This is a genomic window from Gemmatimonadaceae bacterium (genome assembly GCA_020846935.1).
In the GTDB taxonomy this organism is placed as follows: domain Bacteria; phylum Gemmatimonadota; class Gemmatimonadetes; order Gemmatimonadales; family Gemmatimonadaceae; genus RBC101.
In genome coordinates, this window is sequence record JADLCY010000005.1 from 79,380 (window position 1) to 96,252 (window position 16,873).

General features: G+C 68.7%; 9 protein-coding genes. 2 read left to right on the top strand and 7 right to left on the bottom strand.

Annotation, left to right across the window (positions count from 1 at the left end; all coding sequences use genetic code 11):
• The first annotated feature begins 17 nt into the window (after positions 1-17).
• Both IT361_07115 and IT361_07120 read left to right on the top strand, forming a co-directional pair.
• The gene (locus tag IT361_07115) at positions 18-1,289 is read left to right on the top strand and encodes a RagB/SusD family nutrient uptake outer membrane protein (GenBank protein ID MCC6317451.1); all 1,272 of its coding nucleotides are present in this window, start codon (positions 18-20) and stop codon (positions 1,287-1,289) included.
• A 120-nt stretch (positions 1,290-1,409) separates the two neighbouring features.
• Positions 1,410-3,767 carry a serine hydrolase gene (locus IT361_07120; protein ID MCC6317452.1) on the top strand — a complete coding sequence of 786 codons (2,358 nt, stop codon included), beginning with the start codon at positions 1,410-1,412 and terminating at the stop codon, positions 3,765-3,767.
• A gap of 38 nt (positions 3,768-3,805) precedes the next feature.
• Here the strand turns inward: IT361_07120 and IT361_07125 are convergent, their stop codons facing one another.
• The 7 genes from IT361_07125 to IT361_07155 all read right to left on the bottom strand — a co-directional run bounded on the left by IT361_07125 (position 3,806) and on the right by IT361_07155 (position 16,612).
• A complete protein-coding gene (locus IT361_07125; protein ID MCC6317453.1) occupies positions 3,806-6,079 on the bottom strand; it encodes a carbohydrate binding family 9 domain-containing protein in 2,274 nt (757 codons plus the stop codon).
• Positions 6,080-6,305: 226 nt separating this feature from the next.
• Positions 6,306-7,694 (bottom strand): sodium:solute symporter family protein, encoded by a 1,389-nt coding sequence (locus IT361_07130; protein MCC6317454.1) that lies wholly within the window; start codon positions 7,692-7,694, stop codon positions 6,306-6,308.
• Positions 7,695-7,740: 46 nt separating this feature from the next.
• Positions 7,741-11,688: a PHP domain-containing protein gene (locus IT361_07135; GenBank protein MCC6317455.1), complete on the bottom strand. Its 3,948-nt coding sequence runs from the start codon at positions 11,686-11,688 to the stop codon at positions 7,741-7,743.
• Between the two features lie 236 nt (positions 11,689-11,924).
• Positions 11,925-13,475: a hypothetical protein gene (locus IT361_07140; protein MCC6317456.1), complete on the bottom strand. Its 1,551-nt coding sequence runs from the start codon at positions 13,473-13,475 to the stop codon at positions 11,925-11,927.
• A gap of 43 nt (positions 13,476-13,518) precedes the next feature.
• A complete protein-coding gene (locus IT361_07145) occupies positions 13,519-14,550 on the bottom strand; it encodes a hypothetical protein (protein ID MCC6317457.1) in 1,032 nt (343 codons plus the stop codon).
• 275 nt (positions 14,551-14,825) lie between these two features.
• On the bottom strand, positions 14,826-15,467 hold the full coding sequence (locus IT361_07150; protein MCC6317458.1) for a GNAT family N-acetyltransferase: 642 nt from the start codon (positions 15,465-15,467) through the stop codon (positions 14,826-14,828).
• Positions 15,468-15,487: 20 nt separating this feature from the next.
• Positions 15,488-16,612: a radical SAM protein gene (locus tag IT361_07155; protein ID MCC6317459.1), complete on the bottom strand. Its 1,125-nt coding sequence runs from the start codon at positions 16,610-16,612 to the stop codon at positions 15,488-15,490.
• Positions 16,613-16,873 lie beyond the last annotated feature (261 nt).

The following is a 16,873-nucleotide window of genomic DNA, read 5'->3' on the forward strand; positions in this document are numbered from 1 at the left end:
TCGCCAGGAGCGACCTGATGAACACGCATCGCCCCCGCGCCCGTGCGACCCGGTTCGTCGTGGCCACGATGGCCATGACGATCGCCGGCGGCGCGCTGACCGCATGTGACACGCTGCTCGAGGCCGACGCCCCGAGCCGCATTCTCGAATCGACGCTGTTGCAACCGTCCAATGCCTCGGTGCTCGTGGCCGGCGCCATTGCGGACGTGGAGTGTGCCCTGGGCAACTACGTGGCGGCTGCGGGCACGATCTCCGACGAGTTCATGGACGCGCAGGCCAACGCGGCCATCTGGGACCTCGACCGTCGGACCAGCAATCCGGCGACCACGCTGTACGCGACCGGCGGCTGTGGCGGCCTTGGTGGCATCTACACGCCGGTCTCGGTCGCGCGGTTCCAGACCGACCAGGCGCTCAAGCTCCTGAACGGATGGACGGACGCACAGGTGCCGGGCCGCAACGCGCTCATCGCGCGCGCCGCCGCCTACGCGGGGTACGCCTACGTGCTGCTCGGCGAGGGCTTCTGCTCTGCCGCTGTAGACCTGGGGCCGGAGATGACGCCCGCGCAGGTGTTCGCGGCCGCCGAGGCCCGGTTCACGACGGCCATCTCGACGGCCGGTGTGCCGGACTCCATCCGGAACATGGCATACGTCGGGAGGGCCCGCGCGCGACTCAACCAGAACAAGCGGACCGAAGCAGCGGCCGACGCGGCCCTGGTTCCCGACAACTTCACGTTCAGCGCACGCACGACCGCCGCGAGCGGCCGCGCCGAGAATCGCGTGTTCCGTGTCAACAACACGACGGGCCAGATCACGGTGGACACGTCGTTCCGCGGACTGACGGTGAACGGAACGCCCGATCCTCGCGTGCCAGTGGTGGACGCTGGGCGCGGCGGATCGCTGCCAACGGTTCGACTGTGGGCGCAGAACAAGTACGGCTCGCTCGCCGCGTCGATTCCGATGGCGACATGGCGGGAGGCGCTGCTCATTCGCGCCGAAGTGGCTGGCGGGCAGCAGGCCGTCACGCTGATCAACCAGCTGCGCGCGCGGCACAGCCTGCCCCAGTTCCAGAGCAACGACAACGCCGCGATCCTCGCCCAGGTGCAGGAGGAGCGTCGCCGCGAACTGTTCCTGGAAGGGCACCGTTTGTTCGACACCATTCGGTTCAACGTGCCGCTCCGGCCGCCGGCAGGCGCGGCGTTCCCCAACGGCGGCGGTACGTACGGTAGCAACAAGTGCCTGCCGCTGCCGGACATCGAACGGCTGAACAACCCGACGATCTCAGGGGGGTAGTTCAGTGCGGGGTGGTGGACGAGCTTGATGCAACAGCAGTGCAGCGCGCGCGGCCGTGGATCCCGGTCGCGCGCGTGTCCGTTGGGGTCCGTCTGCACGATCCACCTCCACCGCATGACCATGCCGCGTTTCCTTCTCATCGCGATCCTCGGAGCGTCACTCGCGTGTTCGCAACGTGAGGCGGTTTCCACCGACGTCATCGGACCGGACGCTCGTTATGCATCGGTCTCGGCGCAGTTGTCGCAGTTCATCGAACGGGAGATGAGGGACAAGGGGATCCGTGCCCTGTCGATTGCGTTGGTCGACGACCAGACGACCGTATGGGCGCGCGGGTTCGGGCTGGCGGACTCCGCGTCGGGGCGTCGCGCGACGGCGGGCACGGTATATCGCGTTGGCTCGGTGTCCAAGCTTTTCACGGACATCGGAGTCATGCAGTTGCTCGAGCGGGGCGAGGTGGATCTCGATGCGCCGGTACAGCAGTACCTGCCCACGTTCGCGCCGAAGAACACCTCGGGCCGAGCGATCACGCTGCGCCAGCTCATGTCGCACTTCTCCGGCCTGGTGCGTGAGCCGCCGCGGGGCAACTACTTCGACGACAGCGGGACATCGCTGGCCGACATGGTGGCGAGCCTCGACTCTACCGCACTCGTCTACGAGCCCGAGACCCATCGCAAGTACTCCAACGCGGCGATCGGAGCCGTCAGTTACCTGCTGCAGGTGAAGGGCGGCGAGCCGTTCCCGGCCTGGCTGCAGCGCCATGTGCTCGACTCGCTGGGTCTGGAGGAGTCCTCGTTCGAGCCGAGGGAGGATCTGGTGGCCCGGATGGCCCGCGGCGAGATGTGGACCTATCACCATCGGTCGTTCGACGCGCCCAACTTTCAGCTGGGCATGGCGCCGGCCGGCAGCATGTACAGCACGATGCCCGACCTCGCGAAGTTCATGAGTGCGCTGTTTCGCGGTGGGCAGGGTGTTCGGGGTCGCGTCCTCCGTCCGGAGACGATCGAGAGCATGTGGAAGCCGCAGTACGCCGCGGCCGATGCGCGCACGGGTGCGGGGATCGGGTTCCAGATCGGCAATCTCGACGGAGCCCGCACGGTAAACCACGGCGGCGCGATCTATGGATTCGCCACGCAGCTGTCCGCGCTGCCTGACGAGAAGCTTGGCGTTGCGGTGAGTGCGTCGAAGGATGGCATGAACGCGCTCACCAGCCGCATCGCGACGGAAGCGCTGCGTCTGATGCGCGCCGCGAAGGCCGGACAGACTCTCCCATCGATCGACACGACGTCGCGCGTGTCATTGGCGCTTGCCCGACCCCTGGCGGGCGCGTGGGGAACGCGAGCAGCGCCCATCACCGTCGTCGTGCGCGATTCGACGCCGTTGCTCTCCGGAGCCAGTGACCACCAGATGCAGCTGCGTCAATGGAAAGGCGACACGCTCATCGCCGACGACGGCATGTCCTTCGGCACCAGGGTCTGGCTCGATGCCGGGCAACTCGTGGTGGGAGACGCACGGTACCCGCGGTTGCCTGACGAGCGCGCGATCCCGGCGGCGCCGCCCGCGCATTGGCGCGGACTGATCGGCGAATACGGCTGGGACCACAACGTGCTGTACATCCTCGAGCGGGGCGGACGACTGCACGCACTGATCGAGTGGTTCTTCGAGTATCCCCTCTCAGAGATCTCGCCCGACGTGTACGCGTTCCCTCGCGGCGGGCTGTACGACGGCGAGCAGCTCGTGTTCACGCGTGATGCCAGCGGTCGGGCGCAGCGCGTGGTGGCCGCGAGCGTGCCGTTCGTGCGGCGCACGTGGGTGGGCGAGGACGGTGGCATCTTCCGCATCACCCCCGTGAGGCCGGTGGACCAGCTGCGCGCTGCCGCCCTGGCCGCGCAGCCGCCACAGGAGACGGGAGAGTTCCGGGCGAGCGACCTGGTGGAGCTCACGGCACTGGACTCGACGATTCGCCTCGACATCCGCTATGCGACGGATCGCAACTTCCTGAGCGTGCCGGTCTACACGCAGGCGCGTGCATTCCTGCAGCGGCCGGCCGCCGAGGCGTTGGTGCGCGCGCATCGCGCCTTGCGGGCCAGAGGCTATGGCCTCCTCGTCCACGACGGCTATCGGCCGTGGTACGTGACCAGGATGTTCTGGGATGGCACGCCGGAGGACAAGCACACCTTTGTTGCAGATCCGTCGCGGGGGTCGCGCCACAACCGTGGCAGTGCGGTAGATCTCACGATGTACGATCTGCGGACCGGCGAGCCCGTGGTGACGACCGGCGGGTACGACGAGATGTCGGACCGGTCGTATCCCGACTATCCCGGCGGCACCTCACGCCAGCGGGCCCTGCGCGAGATCCTGCGCTCGGCGATGGAGGCCGAGGGGTTCACGGTGTTCGAGGCCGAGTGGTGGCACTTCGACTATCGCGACTGGCGGAGCTACCGGATCGGCAACGCGCGGTTCGAGGAGCTCGGGCGTTAGGCGGGTGGAGGGCTGATCCACCCGCCGGCGTTCACGCCCTAGAACGAGAACATCTGCGTGAACTTGAGGATGAGGCCGCGCCCGGGGACCGGGGCATCGGGCGTCAGGATGCGCTGGTCGTTGTAGACGATGAACAGGTCGCTCAACGGGTGGTGGATCAGGTTGAAGCGCACGTTGGCGTTGAACTGCTTGCTGACGGCGTCGTATTGCGAGAGCGCGTCGATGAACATGTTGGTGTTGAACGACCAGGCGGCGCGCACCGTGGTGAGGCTGTTGGTGAACTTTTCGTTGGGCAGTTCGAGGTCCGCTTCCGTACGCTGCAGGCCGACCGTCGCCCGGAAGCGGTAGTTGGGGCGGAACGTCACCGAGCCGTTGATCGTGCGCTGAGTGCCGCTGTACAGCCCGCCCCAGATGAGCCGCGTGTTCGTCGAGAACATGCGGCTCTGGTCTGACGTGACGTACACCATGTGTTCGTTCCACGAATAGCCGCCGGCGGGGATCGGCTGCTGCATCTTGACGTTGGGGCGCAATGGCGAGGTGAGCCGGTTGAACGTGGGGTTCACCGACCACTCGATCACGCTGCCGTTGTTGAAGAACGTCGACCAGCCGGTGTGCATGCGCTTGCCGAGGATGTGTCCGTCGATGTCCTCCTGATAGTCCCAGACCACGTGCGGATGGAACTCCCGGATCCCGTGCGCGCGCAGTGACGCCGAGCGCGGGCGGATGCCGGTGTCGAGCAGATACTTCCGCACGCCGGTGCGACGGTAGTAGCCCAGGTCGTTCTGGAAGCCCGGGCCGAGCTGCATCAGGCCGCCCTTGCCGTGGAAGAAGTTGCCTTCCCAGTTGAGCGTGCTCCGCCACGCATAGTCGCCGGAGTCGATGCCCGGCGTCGACGTCTTCACGACGTACGAGTTCCAGTCGAGATTGCCGAACAGGCGGAGATTCTTGTCCACGCCATAGACCCGGTTGGTGTACGACGGGCCCGTGGTGTGCGTGTTCTGCATGACGAACGCGCCGAAGTCGTTGCCGATGCGTCCGATGTTCTGCCGGAATCGGATCACGCTGGCGTTCGAGCCCGGGTCCGTGCCGATGGCGCGGTCCTGCACGCTCAGCACGCCAAGGCGCGTCTGCTCGGTGAGCTTTCCGGTGAGGCGAATGCCGCCAAGGATCGGAATGGCGCGCCCGCCCGACGTGAGGCCGATGCGACGCGAGAAGAACAGCAGGTTGTCCTCGTCAGGCGTGGGCGTCGGGTTCACGCGGTTGTTGCGCGCGGCGTCTCCCACGTAGAAGACGCCGGAGTTCTCGAGGAAGAAATCGCGCTTCTCCGGGAAGAACTGCGAGAACTGCGTGAGGTTCACCTGCTGTTCGTCGGCTTCGACCTGGCCGAAGTCCGGGTTCACCGTCAGGTCCATGGTGAGCCCCGGCGTGAGCGCGGCCTTCACGTCCACGCCGACGTCCATGGTGTTCACCACGCGCGGTCGCGGCGCGCTGGCGGTGCCCAGCGCCCGCACCGTGTTGTCGGCGATGTAGGGCTTCACGCGCAGGTCGCGCCCGGCGCTGCCGGTCTGGAGCCCGGTCAACGTGCCGGCCAGCGACACGCGGTTCATGTTGTACGCGCGGGGGACGGGCGACCAGAACACCACTTCGTTGCCGCGGCGGATGCGACGCGAGAAGTTGATGCCCCACGACGATCCGCCGTCCTTGTCGAAGCGCAGTGCCCGGAACGGGATGCGCATCTCGACGGTCCAGCCGTTCGCCGTGCGCTTCGTGCGCACGTCCCACACCGCATCCCAGCTCTGATTGATCTCCCGCCCTTCGAGGGCCACCTGTCGGTCGTGGCGCGCTCCCTCGATGTTGGTCGAGAAGACGTAGCCGTTGCGCCGATCGCCGAACGTGTCGAGCAGCACCTCGAAGTCGTCCTGGTCTTCCTCGCGGAAGTCCTTGCGAATGTCGTTCACGACCGCGTGCGATGGGTCGGTGTCGTGAAGTACCGCGCCCACATAGAGGTTGTCGGCATCAAACAGGATGCGAACTTCGGTGGCCTGTGACGCGGGCTGCCCGGTAAGGGGCTCGGACTGGACGAAGTCGGTCGCCGGTTCAGCGGTGCGCCAGCCGGGCTCATCGAGCACGCCATCGATGCGGATGGATCCCGCGGCCGCCGCGGCCTGGACCTCGCGGCGCCCGTCGGCGGAGTAGCGGCCGGCCCGGCGCGCGGTGGTGGAGTCGGAGCTGGCGGGCGACTGGGCGTGCAGCGGCGCGGCCAAGGCAAGGCCAGCCCCGAGGGCAAGGCCGAGTGCGGTTGTGCGATGCATGGAAGGGGCAGGGGGGCGCGACGTCGCGCTCCCCAAACCTACGCGGGGGTCATCCCTGATGTTGTCGGGTGCCCCAAGGGAAGTCCCGGTTCCTGGCCGATCTCGGGTGCAGCGAGATTCGGCAGGACGACACGGCTGCCGGCGAGGGCGCGAGCGTGCGATTCAGGGCGTTCCACGAGGGGCGCGCACCAGCACGCTGGCGTCGTCGACGCTCCGGGGCCGCGTGTCAGGGCGACGCGGACATGACCCGCGCGCTCCCCCCGCCGAAGGCGCCAACGGCGTACGTGGCAAACGCTGCGCCCAGCGAGAGCAGGTAGGGCGCCGTGACGCCGGCATACGTGGCGACCGCGTACACGACGAGCCCGATGAGCAGCGTGGCGAGCGCCGTCCGTTCGCCGCCGCGACGCGAGAACAGGGCGAAGACGATGACGACGAACGCTCCCGAACTTCCCAGGGCCGACGCTTCTTCCACGAGGGCAAAGACGCCCTCCGCACGCACGGCAAGGATCCACGCGATGGCGCCAAAGCCCGCGACGGCCCATCGCGCGATGCGGACCTTGGCGCCTTCGTCGGTCACGCGAAAGAGCGGGATCGCGAGATTGTGCGAAAGCAGTCCCGCGGCCGCGAGCAGGGTGCTGTCGACGGTGGACAGGATGGCGGAAAGGAGGGCACCGGCAAACACGACGAACAGCGCCGTCGGGAGCAGTGTCTGCGCGATGGCGGGCACCACCTGCTCGGCGTCCTCGAGGCCCGGGACGACGTGGCGACCGACCAAGCCAAGCACCAGCGGGATCATGCCGATGACGAGGTACATGCCGCCGGCAAGAAACGCGGAGCGGCGCGCGATGCGTGCGGTGGGCGTGGCAATCACGCGGCTCACGAGTTCAGCGGCCAGGATCGAGCCGAACACCGGGATCGACCACTCTTCGGCGACTTCGATCCATGACAGGTCGGTAGTCGGTGTCACCTGCACCGCACCAGGTGCGGCGAGGATGGCGCCAAGCGTGAGGCCGTCGGGCAGGGCGAAGATGACGGCGACCAGGACGGCGATGAGTCCGAGGGCGACCATGACGCCCTGCACGACGTCGGTCACCGCGTCGGCGAGCAGGCCTCCAAAGGCCGTGTAGAGCACGGTGAACCCGGTGGCGATCCCGATCGCGAGATCGAGCGGCAGCGAGCCCGCCAGCGAGAGCACGTGGCCGAACGCGCGAACCTGTGCTGCGGCCCAGAGGATGGAGCTGGGGATGAGGATGACCGCGGCGACGCGTTCGACGCGGACGGAATAGCGCTCGCGAAACAGATCGGCCAGCGTGGTGAGCTTGCGGCGCCAGAGGGGCACGGCGAAGACGAGGCCCATGCCGAAGATGCAGAGACCGTAGCCAAACGGCTCGGCGTTCGCGAGCGATGCACCATCGGTGTAGGCCGTCCCCGCCGATCCCATCACCGTTTCAGCGCCAAACCAGGTGGCGAAGATGGAAAACGTCGCGAGTCCGTACCCGAGCTTGCGGCCGGCCAGCAGGTAGTCGCTTTCGTTGCGGATGCGTCGTGAGGCCCAGAAGCCGATGGCCAGCTGGAGGCCAAGGTAGGCGAGGACGGCGGCGAGGACGGGAGACAAGACCGGTGTGCGGTGGCGGAGGGTTCATTTTCCCTCGTGTTGGCCCTCAATGGAAGTCGTGGCTCCTTGCCCAGGCCTCTCCGGCATCGGCCTTGAGGGCGGTGAACGTTTCGCCGCGGAGGTTCACCACCTTGCCTTCCACCTGCAGCGTTCCGCGCACCAGGAGCAGGGGAGACGTGGAGATGAGGAGGGCCTGCTTCTCGAATCGTTTTGGTGTAACGACGACATTGAGGATGCCGGTTTCGTCCTCGAGGGAAAGGAAGACGAACCCCTTGGCCGTGCCCGGGCGCTGGCGGCAGATCACGAGGCCCGCATGCGCGACCTTCGAACCGTCCTTTCCTGAAGCAAACAGCTCCGTCGTCGTCTGCACACCGTTCGGGGCGAGGAGAGGGCGGAGGTGGTGCATGGGGTGACCGTTGAGCGAGAGGCCGGTGACGCGATAGTCGGCGTCGGTCGTTTCGAGGCGCGACATCGGCGGTAGCGGAGCTCGTCCGTGCTTCACGCGCACGGGTGCGAGTGGCCCGGCGCTGCCGCGGGTGGCTTCGAGCACGCGCCAGAGTGCCGTGCGCCGCCGCTCGTCAGGCGGCACATCGCCGACCATGGTGTCGAACGCGCCGGCTTCGGCGAGCGAACGCAGCGCCCGCTGGTCGAGTCCCGCGCGCTGCACGACATCGTCGATGTCGACGAACGGCCCCTCACGCAGCGCGAGTTCGAGCTTCTCCCGTGCGGCCGCGCCGAGCCCGCGCACGAGGCGCAGCCCCAGCCTGACGATGGGTGGGTGAGCGGACGGGCGAATGGAGGGGCGAGATGCAGTCCCCGGTTGCTGTTCATGTGCATCACCCGCCAATCCGCCCCTCTGCCCATCCGTCCGTCGTTCCACCCGCTCTTCCGCTTGCTCGGCCACTTCCGCCCGTCGTTCCACCCGCCCGCCAGTCTGCTCGGCCACTTCCGTCCGTCGTTCCGCCCGCCCGCCTGCCTGCACGGCCACCTCCGCTCCATACGGCACCACGCGGCGACCATCGCCCAGCTCCAGCGACGTGTCCCACGCCGAGCACGTGAGGTCCATCGGTCGAACATCCACGCCGTGACGGCGTGCGTCCTCGATCAGCGTACCCACCGAATAGAACCCCATCGGTTGCGCGTTGAGGATCGCGGCGGTGAACTCCGGGGCGTAGTAGTGCCGCAGGTATGCCGACGCGTAGACGATGAGGGCAAAACTCGCGGCGTGCGATTCGGGAAATCCGTAGTCGGCAAACGCGTTGATCTGGTTGTAGATCCGGCGGGCCACGTCGCCATCGATGCCGTTGCGGGCCATGCCCTCGATGAGCTGTTCGCAGATCGCGGCCATGCGCTCACGGGAGCGCTTGTGGCCCATCGCGCGCCGCAGGTTATCGGCTTCACCCGGCGTGAAGCCGGCGGCGGTGATCGCCACCTGCATCCCCTGCTCCTGAAAGAGTGGAACACCCAGCGTGCGTTTCAGGATGGGTTCGAGGGACGGATGCGGATACGTGACCGGTTCCTCACCGGCCCGCCGTCGCAGATACGGATGCACCATCTCGCCCTGGATCGGCCCGGGGCGGATCAGGGCAACCTCCACCACGAGGTCGTAGAAGCTCCGCGGCTTGAGCCGCGGCAACGTGTTCATCTGCGCGCGACTCTCCACCTGAAAGACGCCGATCGTGTCGGCGTTGCAGATGTCGTCGTACACGGCCTGGTCCTTCATGTCGAGCTGTCCGAGGTCGACGACGACCCCGCGTGCGCGGCGGATGTACCGGAGGCAGTCCTGCAGCACCGTGAGCATGCCGAGGCCCAGCAGGTCGATCTTCACGAGTCCGACGGGATCGAGGTCGTCGCGCTCCCACTGGATCACGGTGCGACCGGGCATCGATGCCGGTTCGATCGGTACGACGGTGCGGAGCGGTTCGGCGGTGAGCACGAACCCACCGACGTGGATCGATCGATGCCGTGGTGCCTGGTGCAGTCCGTCCACGATATCGGGAAGGATCTGGACGCGCCGGTCCTTCGGGTCGAGTCCGGCCTGCGCGAGGATCGAGTCCACGGTGGCGGCCGGTCGTGCCGCAGCCGGGGGGCGGCGTTCTTTCGGCGTGTTGTGACCCTGCGGCGTGATTCCCTGACCTGATGTCTCCATGTCCGCTTTGACTCCCGCGACGCTGCCGGCGGCTGGTGGCGCCGCGCCGATGCCTAACGGCTTGAGCGTCTGTTCGATGCGAACGTTCTGCTGTGCGGTATCGCGGCCGTTGGCGTTGCCATACGGTTCGTAGCCCTTTGACGGGCGCCGGCCCAACTCCGGGCGTCCGCTGCGTGCGGCGGCGCGCCGGGCCTCGTCAGGCACTTCGTCGGAGGGCGCGGGCGGCGTCGAGGGATCCGGTGCGTGCAGTGCGTCGTGTCGATCGCGCTCGCGCATCTCGCGCATCCGGGCGCTCACCAGCGTTCCGTGCATCAGCCCCTGGCCGTGTCGCTCGGCGAGGAGCTTCTCGGCGGTCCACTCGTCCGGTTGCTTTCGGGGATCGCCGGGAATCCCCGGCGCATCGCTGCGCGGGTCCCGGTCGTGGTCGCGGCCGAGCATCTCCTCGCCGGATGTGCCGGCGCGCAGGGCGTCGGCGGTGGCTTTCGCGGAGAAGCGGTCGCTCAGCGCGCTCAGCACATCCGCCTGCTGCACCGAAAAGCCGAGGACGCGGGCCGCATCGCGCACGGCGGACCGGCCGCGGTAGGTGATCTGCTCGCAGACCATCGCCGCGTGCTCGCGGCCGTAGCGTTCGTAGACGTATTGCAGCACCTGCTCGCGATCGCGGTGGGCGAAATCGATGTCGATGTCGGGGGCCTCCTTGCGTTCGGCACTCAGGAAGCGTTCGAAGAGGAGGTTGAGCGTGATCGGGTCGACGGCGGTGATGCCGAGGCAGTAGCAGACGGCGGAATTGGCCGCCGAGCCGCGCCCCTGGCAGAGGATGCCCTGCCGGTGGGCGAAGCGCACGATATCCCAGACGATGAGGAAGTAGCCGGCGAACCCGAGCTGTCGGATCAGGTTCAGCTCGTGGCTGATCTGCTTTCGGTATTTGGGGTCGAGTTCGTCGACCGGGCGTCCCCAGCGTTCGATCGCCCCCTGATCGACGAGGCGGGCGAGGTATTCGTTGGCGTCGACGCCTGGCGGGAGCGGAAAGGCAGGCAGGGAGGGCCGGAGATCCTCCAGCCGGAACCGGCATCGCTCCGCGATGTCGAGCGTGGCGCGTACGCCGGCGTCGTTGCCGCTCCAGCGGCGTCGTACCTGCGCCGGGTCCTTGAGGTACCACTCGCCATTCGGACGCAGGCGCGTGCCCATGGCGTCGAGGGTGCGCTGGTGGCGGAGCGCGGAGAGCACGTCGTGCACGAGGCGCCCGGTGGGCTGGGCGTAGTGCACGTTGTTGGTGACGACCCACGGAATGCCTAACGACCTGGCCAGCGGGATCAGCTGGCGGACGAGCGCGCGTTCCTCGGGCAGGCGGTGGTCCCACACCTCGATGGCCACGCGGCCGCCGAACAGGTCGACCAGGGTGGCCGCCGCTTCACACGCGGCGTCGCGCTGTTCCCCGGCGAGGAGCGAGGGTACCCATCCCTTCGGGCAGCCGGTGAGCGCAAAGAGTCCGTCGGTGTGGCGGGCGAGGGTGTCGAGCGTGACGTGCGGCTCACCGCGCGGCTGGTCGAGCCGACCGCGCGTGATGAGCGAGGCGATGTTCCCGTATCCCTCCCGGGACTCGGCGAGCACCACGAGGTGAGTGGGGCGCTCGTCGACGTGGAGGCTCAGCTCGCACCCCAGGATCCCTCCGATGCCGAGTTCGCGGGCGGCCTGGGCAAAGCGCACGGCGCCCCCGAGGTCGTCGTGGTCGGTGAGGGCGAGGGCCGGCATCCCCAGGTGCTTCGCCCGCGCGACCAGCGCCTCGGGTTCGGAGGCGCCGTCGAGGAGCGAGAAGACGGAGTGGCAGTGGAGTTCGACGAACAAGGACGGATAGATGAGGAGGTACGAATGGGCGGGTGGATGACGATGGGAGGCGCAACTCGGCGGTTCTCATCACCAGGGGGCGCCTGACGCCGCACCACTTCAACGACTTCGTGTTGCAGCGCTGCCTGGAGTAGCTGCTCCGTTTCGCACGGCGCCGCCTCGAACACCTGGTGAAAGGGTTGCGCAGTGCAGGCTGGCTCGGCCATCCGTCCACGCGCCCCCTCATCCGTCCATCGTTAGTCATACCATCCCTGGACAAACCACACGCACGCCGCTGGATCGCGCAGGTCGTGAAACACCATGAGGTCCGGTCCATGGTCGGCGTCTTCGAGACGCCAGTAGTCGCGCGCGTAGGCATCGTCCCACCAGTCGCCGGCGAGGCGCTCGGGGCCGATGGCGCGCTGGATGCGCACCCAGCGGTTGCGCCACCGCAGCGCGCGCGGGGCCGCAGGGGCTGCGGATGGCTCGTCCGGGACATCGACCTCGGCCGGTTCCGGCGGATCGAGTTGTCGGAACGCCGGGGTACCCATCCGCGCATCCGCCCCTTCGCCTGTCCGCGCACCCGCCCATCCGTCTCTCCCGCCATCCGTCCGTCCGTTCATCCGTCCGTTCGTCCACTCGTCCACTCGTCCATTCGTCCATCCGTCCATCTGTCCGTCCATCCGCTCCCACACCGCGGCCCGCTCCGGCCGATGCGTGTCACGGGCGACCGGGCGGACGATGGCGTCGGTGCCTAACGTGGCTCGCAGCCGGGCGAACGCGGCATCGGCGGCGGCCGGGTCTCGCCACGCCGGGTCGAGCAGCTCTCCTTGCGCTCCCGAAAGCGGGGCGGTGGCCGTGATGGCCACGCACACCCCGCAGACGGGAGCCGTGAGGTGCCATTCGTCGAGCAGCGCCCGGCATCGCTCGAGCAGTGGGACGCTGCGCGCCAGCGGGCGGGGGAGCTGTACCTCGCGCGTGATCGTGTGTGCGCGTCCGCTCGTGGGCATCGCGCCCCGCGCGTCGTCGAGCGTGAGCGTGATGGCGATCGTCGACGCCGCGCGTCCGTCGGCGATGAGGTCGTGAACGAGGCGATCGAGCGCGGCGCGCACGAGAAAGAGCACCGGCTCGGTCGTCTCGACACTCGGGTGCAGCTCGGCGCTCACGCAACGCGGCGCGTCGAGACGGGTGAGTCCCGGGCGTCGCCGGTCCTCGCCGCGGGCGAGGCGCCAGGCGAGGAGTCCCTCGGGCCCCCAGCGTCGTTCGACGTCGTCCACGGCGAGGCGCGCGAGACTACCGATAGTGTGCAGCCCAAGTGCCTGCAGCGACTCGCGGAGTGCGGCGTCGATCGTGAGGAGGCCGAGGGGGGCGGAGGCGAGATAGTCGGCGCAGCCGCCACGCGGCACGATGACGGCATGGCGCGGGTCGTGGGTCGTGCGGCGTTCCCAGGTCGCGGCGCGCGCGGCGACGCACGAGTCGGCGATGCCCACGCGTGGGCGGGGATGCCAGAGCCGCGCAATCGCAATGAGGTCGCGTCCCAGCGGGGCGTCGCCGCCCAGCGATTCGCGTCCGCTGGCCCCGATCCACCAGAGGCCGGGAGCGCCGGCCGCGGGCGTGACCTGCGGACTGGCGCGTACGAACGCGGCCGTCATCCGCGTGACCTCACGCGCAATGAGATCCTCGTCCCATGGCATGATCTGCAGCATCGCACACCGCGAACGCGCTTCGGCGATCGTCATGCCCGATCGCACCCGCGCGCGGCCCGCCGCAGCGGTCGCCGTGCGCACCCGCTGTCCATCGACCAGCACGATGGGCAGCTCATCCCAATGCTGCGGGGGCGACGCGGGTGACTCATCCCCGTCCGGCTTTCGGTCGCGTCGGCCGCTGGCCCGGTCGTCCGTCTGTTCGTCGGCTCGCCCCCGCCCATTCACCGGCCCGCTGGGGATCCTCGAGGAGGAAGTGCTCGCGGCTCGTGGCCGGCTCTGCACACCGTCGTTTGCGCGGGAGGGCGGTCCCTCCCACGCCATCGGGAGCAGGAGTTGCTCGTCGGATGCCGGGGGCATCGGGGGCCGCCCGTTCGCCGAGCCGGTTGCGTGTCGCCACACCGCGCCGATCGGGAATCGGGGGATCCGGACGCAGGCGACGCGCCACGTCGAATGCACAGTACACCTCCACAGCTTTGGGGCCGTCCTTCCCGCCCTTCGAGACGGTGCAGAGGAAGGTTCGGCGGGATGTCGTTGGATGAACGGCGGTCGCTTCGTGCGTGGGCGTCTGCCCGCTGGCGGCCCGGCCGAGCCTGGTGCCGAGACGCCGCCACGCGCTTCCGCGGGATCCCTCGGCGTCAGCCGGGGGTGCGGTGGTGCGTTGCATGTGCAGTCGCAGCGCGCTGCCCACGAGCTGTTGGCCGGCATCGTGGTGATGGACAACGACCAGCGCGGCATTGGTGTCCTGCGCGAGCCGCGTGAGCCGGATGGCAATGCGGTGTGGAATGCGCGCGGCGTCGTCGAGCACGACGAGCCCAAAGGCATGGCTGCGCAGCAGCAGGTCGGCGCACCAGGCGCCGTGGTCGTCGGTCGGCGGCCGGACGACCCAGAGCCTCCCGGTGGTGGCGAGGGGCGCCCAGTCCGCGGGCGCCAGGGTGCGCGCGGCGTCGATGTATGCAACCCATCGGTTGTCTGCAATGGCCTGCGCGACGAGCGCCCGCGCGAGTGTCGTTGCCCCGCTGCCGCTGCGACCGGCAACCTCCGTGAGCCGTCCACAGGGCAGGCCCCCGCCGGGCAGGACCGCATCGAGCTCCGGAACGCCGGTCGCCACCGTCTCGTGCACCGCGGGCGGCGGCGTGACGACGGAGGCGATCCGGGCGCGGAGGGTGGAGAGGGACATTCGGGCGGGCGGGCAGGATGGACGGAATGCACGGGACGGTGATACGGACGGGCGAACGAGGTGGCAGGCCTTGCGGAGACACGGGAAGGCACCTAACGATGAAATCGGATACCCCCGTCGAACTGTTACCGTCCATCCCGTCTGGAATGACCTACTCCGGCCCCGTCAACGATCCCGGCCAACAGCCACCGCCACCGCAGTCGCGCGGGATCTTCGTCCGCACCGGCGCCGCCCGTGCCGGCATCACCATGGGCAGTACCCTCGCCATGGTCATCTCATGGAACACGAACGAGTCCATCCTCTGGGCCATCGTGCACGGGTTCCTGTCGTGGCTGTACGTCATCTACTTCGCGCTCACGCGGGGCGGTTGACCCGAGCAGCCAGGTGCCGAGCGCGTGCGTGATCGGCTTGCGGTAGCACACGATGCGCGCGACCTCCGCGAACCCGACCCCGAGGTGCGCGGCCTGGGCCAGCGCGTTGTCGGTCGTGACGTCGGAGGCAAACTCGCGGCAGCCGCGAGCCGCCGCCCATGCCTCACCGGCGCGCATCAGGTCGCGGCCGATGTGATCGCGACGCGTGTCGGGTGCGACGTACCAGCCCTCGACGTAGCCGATGCGCGTGTCCCCCTCACCGGCGGTCGCGCACGGGCGCACCGAGAGTTCGATGAAGCCAAGCAGCTCGCCCTGTTCCTCGGCGACGATGCAATGCGAGTCGCGGTCGCCCGACCAGAACCACCGCTCGATGTCGGTCCGAATGCTCGCGGTGGACCGGGAAGGCCAGAGCGCCGCGCGCAGCGCCGCCCAGGCCTCGGAGTCCTCGCGCCGCGCTGAGCGAAGCAGGGGACCGCCGGTGTGGGAGAGGACACGTTGCGCGAAGCCCCGGTGCGTCACGCGCGACCGGGAAAACGGAGGGGCCATGGGGGTTCGGGCGGTCGAGGTCACAGGACGAACTCCAACTGCGGAATGCTGGCCACGGGTGCTTCCGTCGGCGTGGCAAGGCTTCCCTCCTCATGCTCCGGCCCCCGAGCTGGTTCGAGGCGCCGCCCCCGCTCGTCGCGGTCATACGACGAGCCGTACCGGATGCCGACGCTGGCGCAGGCCCGCTTCATGAACTGCGCGAGTCCCTCGCGATACGCGGCCGGCATTTCGTGATCGTTCGCGTACGCCGTCGCGTAGCGCTCAGCGAGCGACGGAAACTCCGTCGCGAGGAACGGCAGATAGCGCTTGCGGGCCGACGCGCGCAGGCGGAGTGCCCCGGGGTTGATGTGCGTCGCCCCCTCGGCCGCGATGCGGTGCACGAGTGCGGTGAGTGCGTCAGGACGATCGGTGATGCCGGGGAGGACCGGCATGATGTTCACGCCCACGTCGATCCCGGCCTGTCGCAGGCGACGCACGGCCCGCAGCCGCGACTCCGGTGTCGGTGAACGCGGCTCGATGCGCCGCGCCAGCTCGCGATCGAGCGTGATCAGCGACATGTGCACGCGGATCGACGAGGACTTCGCGATGTCGACCAGCAGATCCACGTCGCGCGTGATGAGCGGCGACTTGGTGATGATCGTCAGCCGCAATCGCCGCGCGTCGGCAAGCACCTCGAGCACACTGCGCGTGACGCGAAAGTGGCGCTCGGCTGGCTGGTATGGGTCGGTAGCCGTGCCGATGACGATCGGCTCTCCGCGCTGGACCGCACCGTTGCCGGTCGTGCTGCGTTCACGCAGCGTGCGTCGCAGCACCTCGGCGGCGTTGCGCTTGACGAAGATCCGCCGCTCGAAAGCAAGCCATGGCGGAAGCTCGGTCAGCTCGTCAGCGAGCGGCGAGTCCGACTCGGCCGCTGCCGCCGCCCGTTCCATGACGAAGCGGTGGGCAAAGCGGGCATAGCAGTAGGCGCACCCGAAGGCGCAGCCCACGTAGGGGTTGATCGACCAGAAAGGCATCCCGGTGGTTTCGGGGGAGTTGAGCACCCCCTTGGCCGTGCTGCCGTAGTAGCGGATGTCCTTCTGGGTACCGACAACCGGGTGACGCGGGGCCTCGGCCACCGCATCGCTGAGCAAGAGCGCTTCCTGCATTCGTCCCACCCTCGGGGGCTTGGCCCATGCGCGGGCCGGGACGACTAGGAATACCGAAGAAAACCCGAAGGCGCAAGGGGCAGCATCGCCCGTGGCGGCCTATCCCGGACGAAGAGGGTGACGGGCTGGGCGGGGCGCTCCCCGGGAGCGGAGGCCGGTACCGCGATGGTGTCTGCTTGGTGCTCGTTGGGGCGGACTTTCATGCACATGCCTAACGCACGGAAGCATGACAGTCTCGCCGGCGCCTGAGGCGGATCGCTG

Coding starts and splice junctions, on each gene's coding strand:
- IT361_07115 (MCC6317451.1), top strand. CDS start 18: ATGAACACGCATCGCCCCCGCGCCCGTGCGACCCGGTTCGTCGTGGCC.
- IT361_07120 (MCC6317452.1), top strand. CDS start 1,410: ATGCCGCGTTTCCTTCTCATCGCGATCCTCGGAGCGTCACTCGCGTGT.
- IT361_07125 (MCC6317453.1), bottom strand. CDS start 6,079: ATGCATCGCACAACCGCACTCGGCCTTGCCCTCGGGGCTGGCCTTGCC.
- IT361_07145 (MCC6317457.1), bottom strand. CDS start 14,550: ATGTCCCTCTCCACCCTCCGCGCCCGGATCGCCTCCGTCGTCACGCCG.
- IT361_07150 (MCC6317458.1), bottom strand. CDS start 15,467: ATGGCCCCTCCGTTTTCCCGGTCGCGCGTGACGCACCGGGGCTTCGCG.
- IT361_07155 (MCC6317459.1), bottom strand. CDS start 16,612: ATGCAGGAAGCGCTCTTGCTCAGCGATGCGGTGGCCGAGGCCCCGCGT.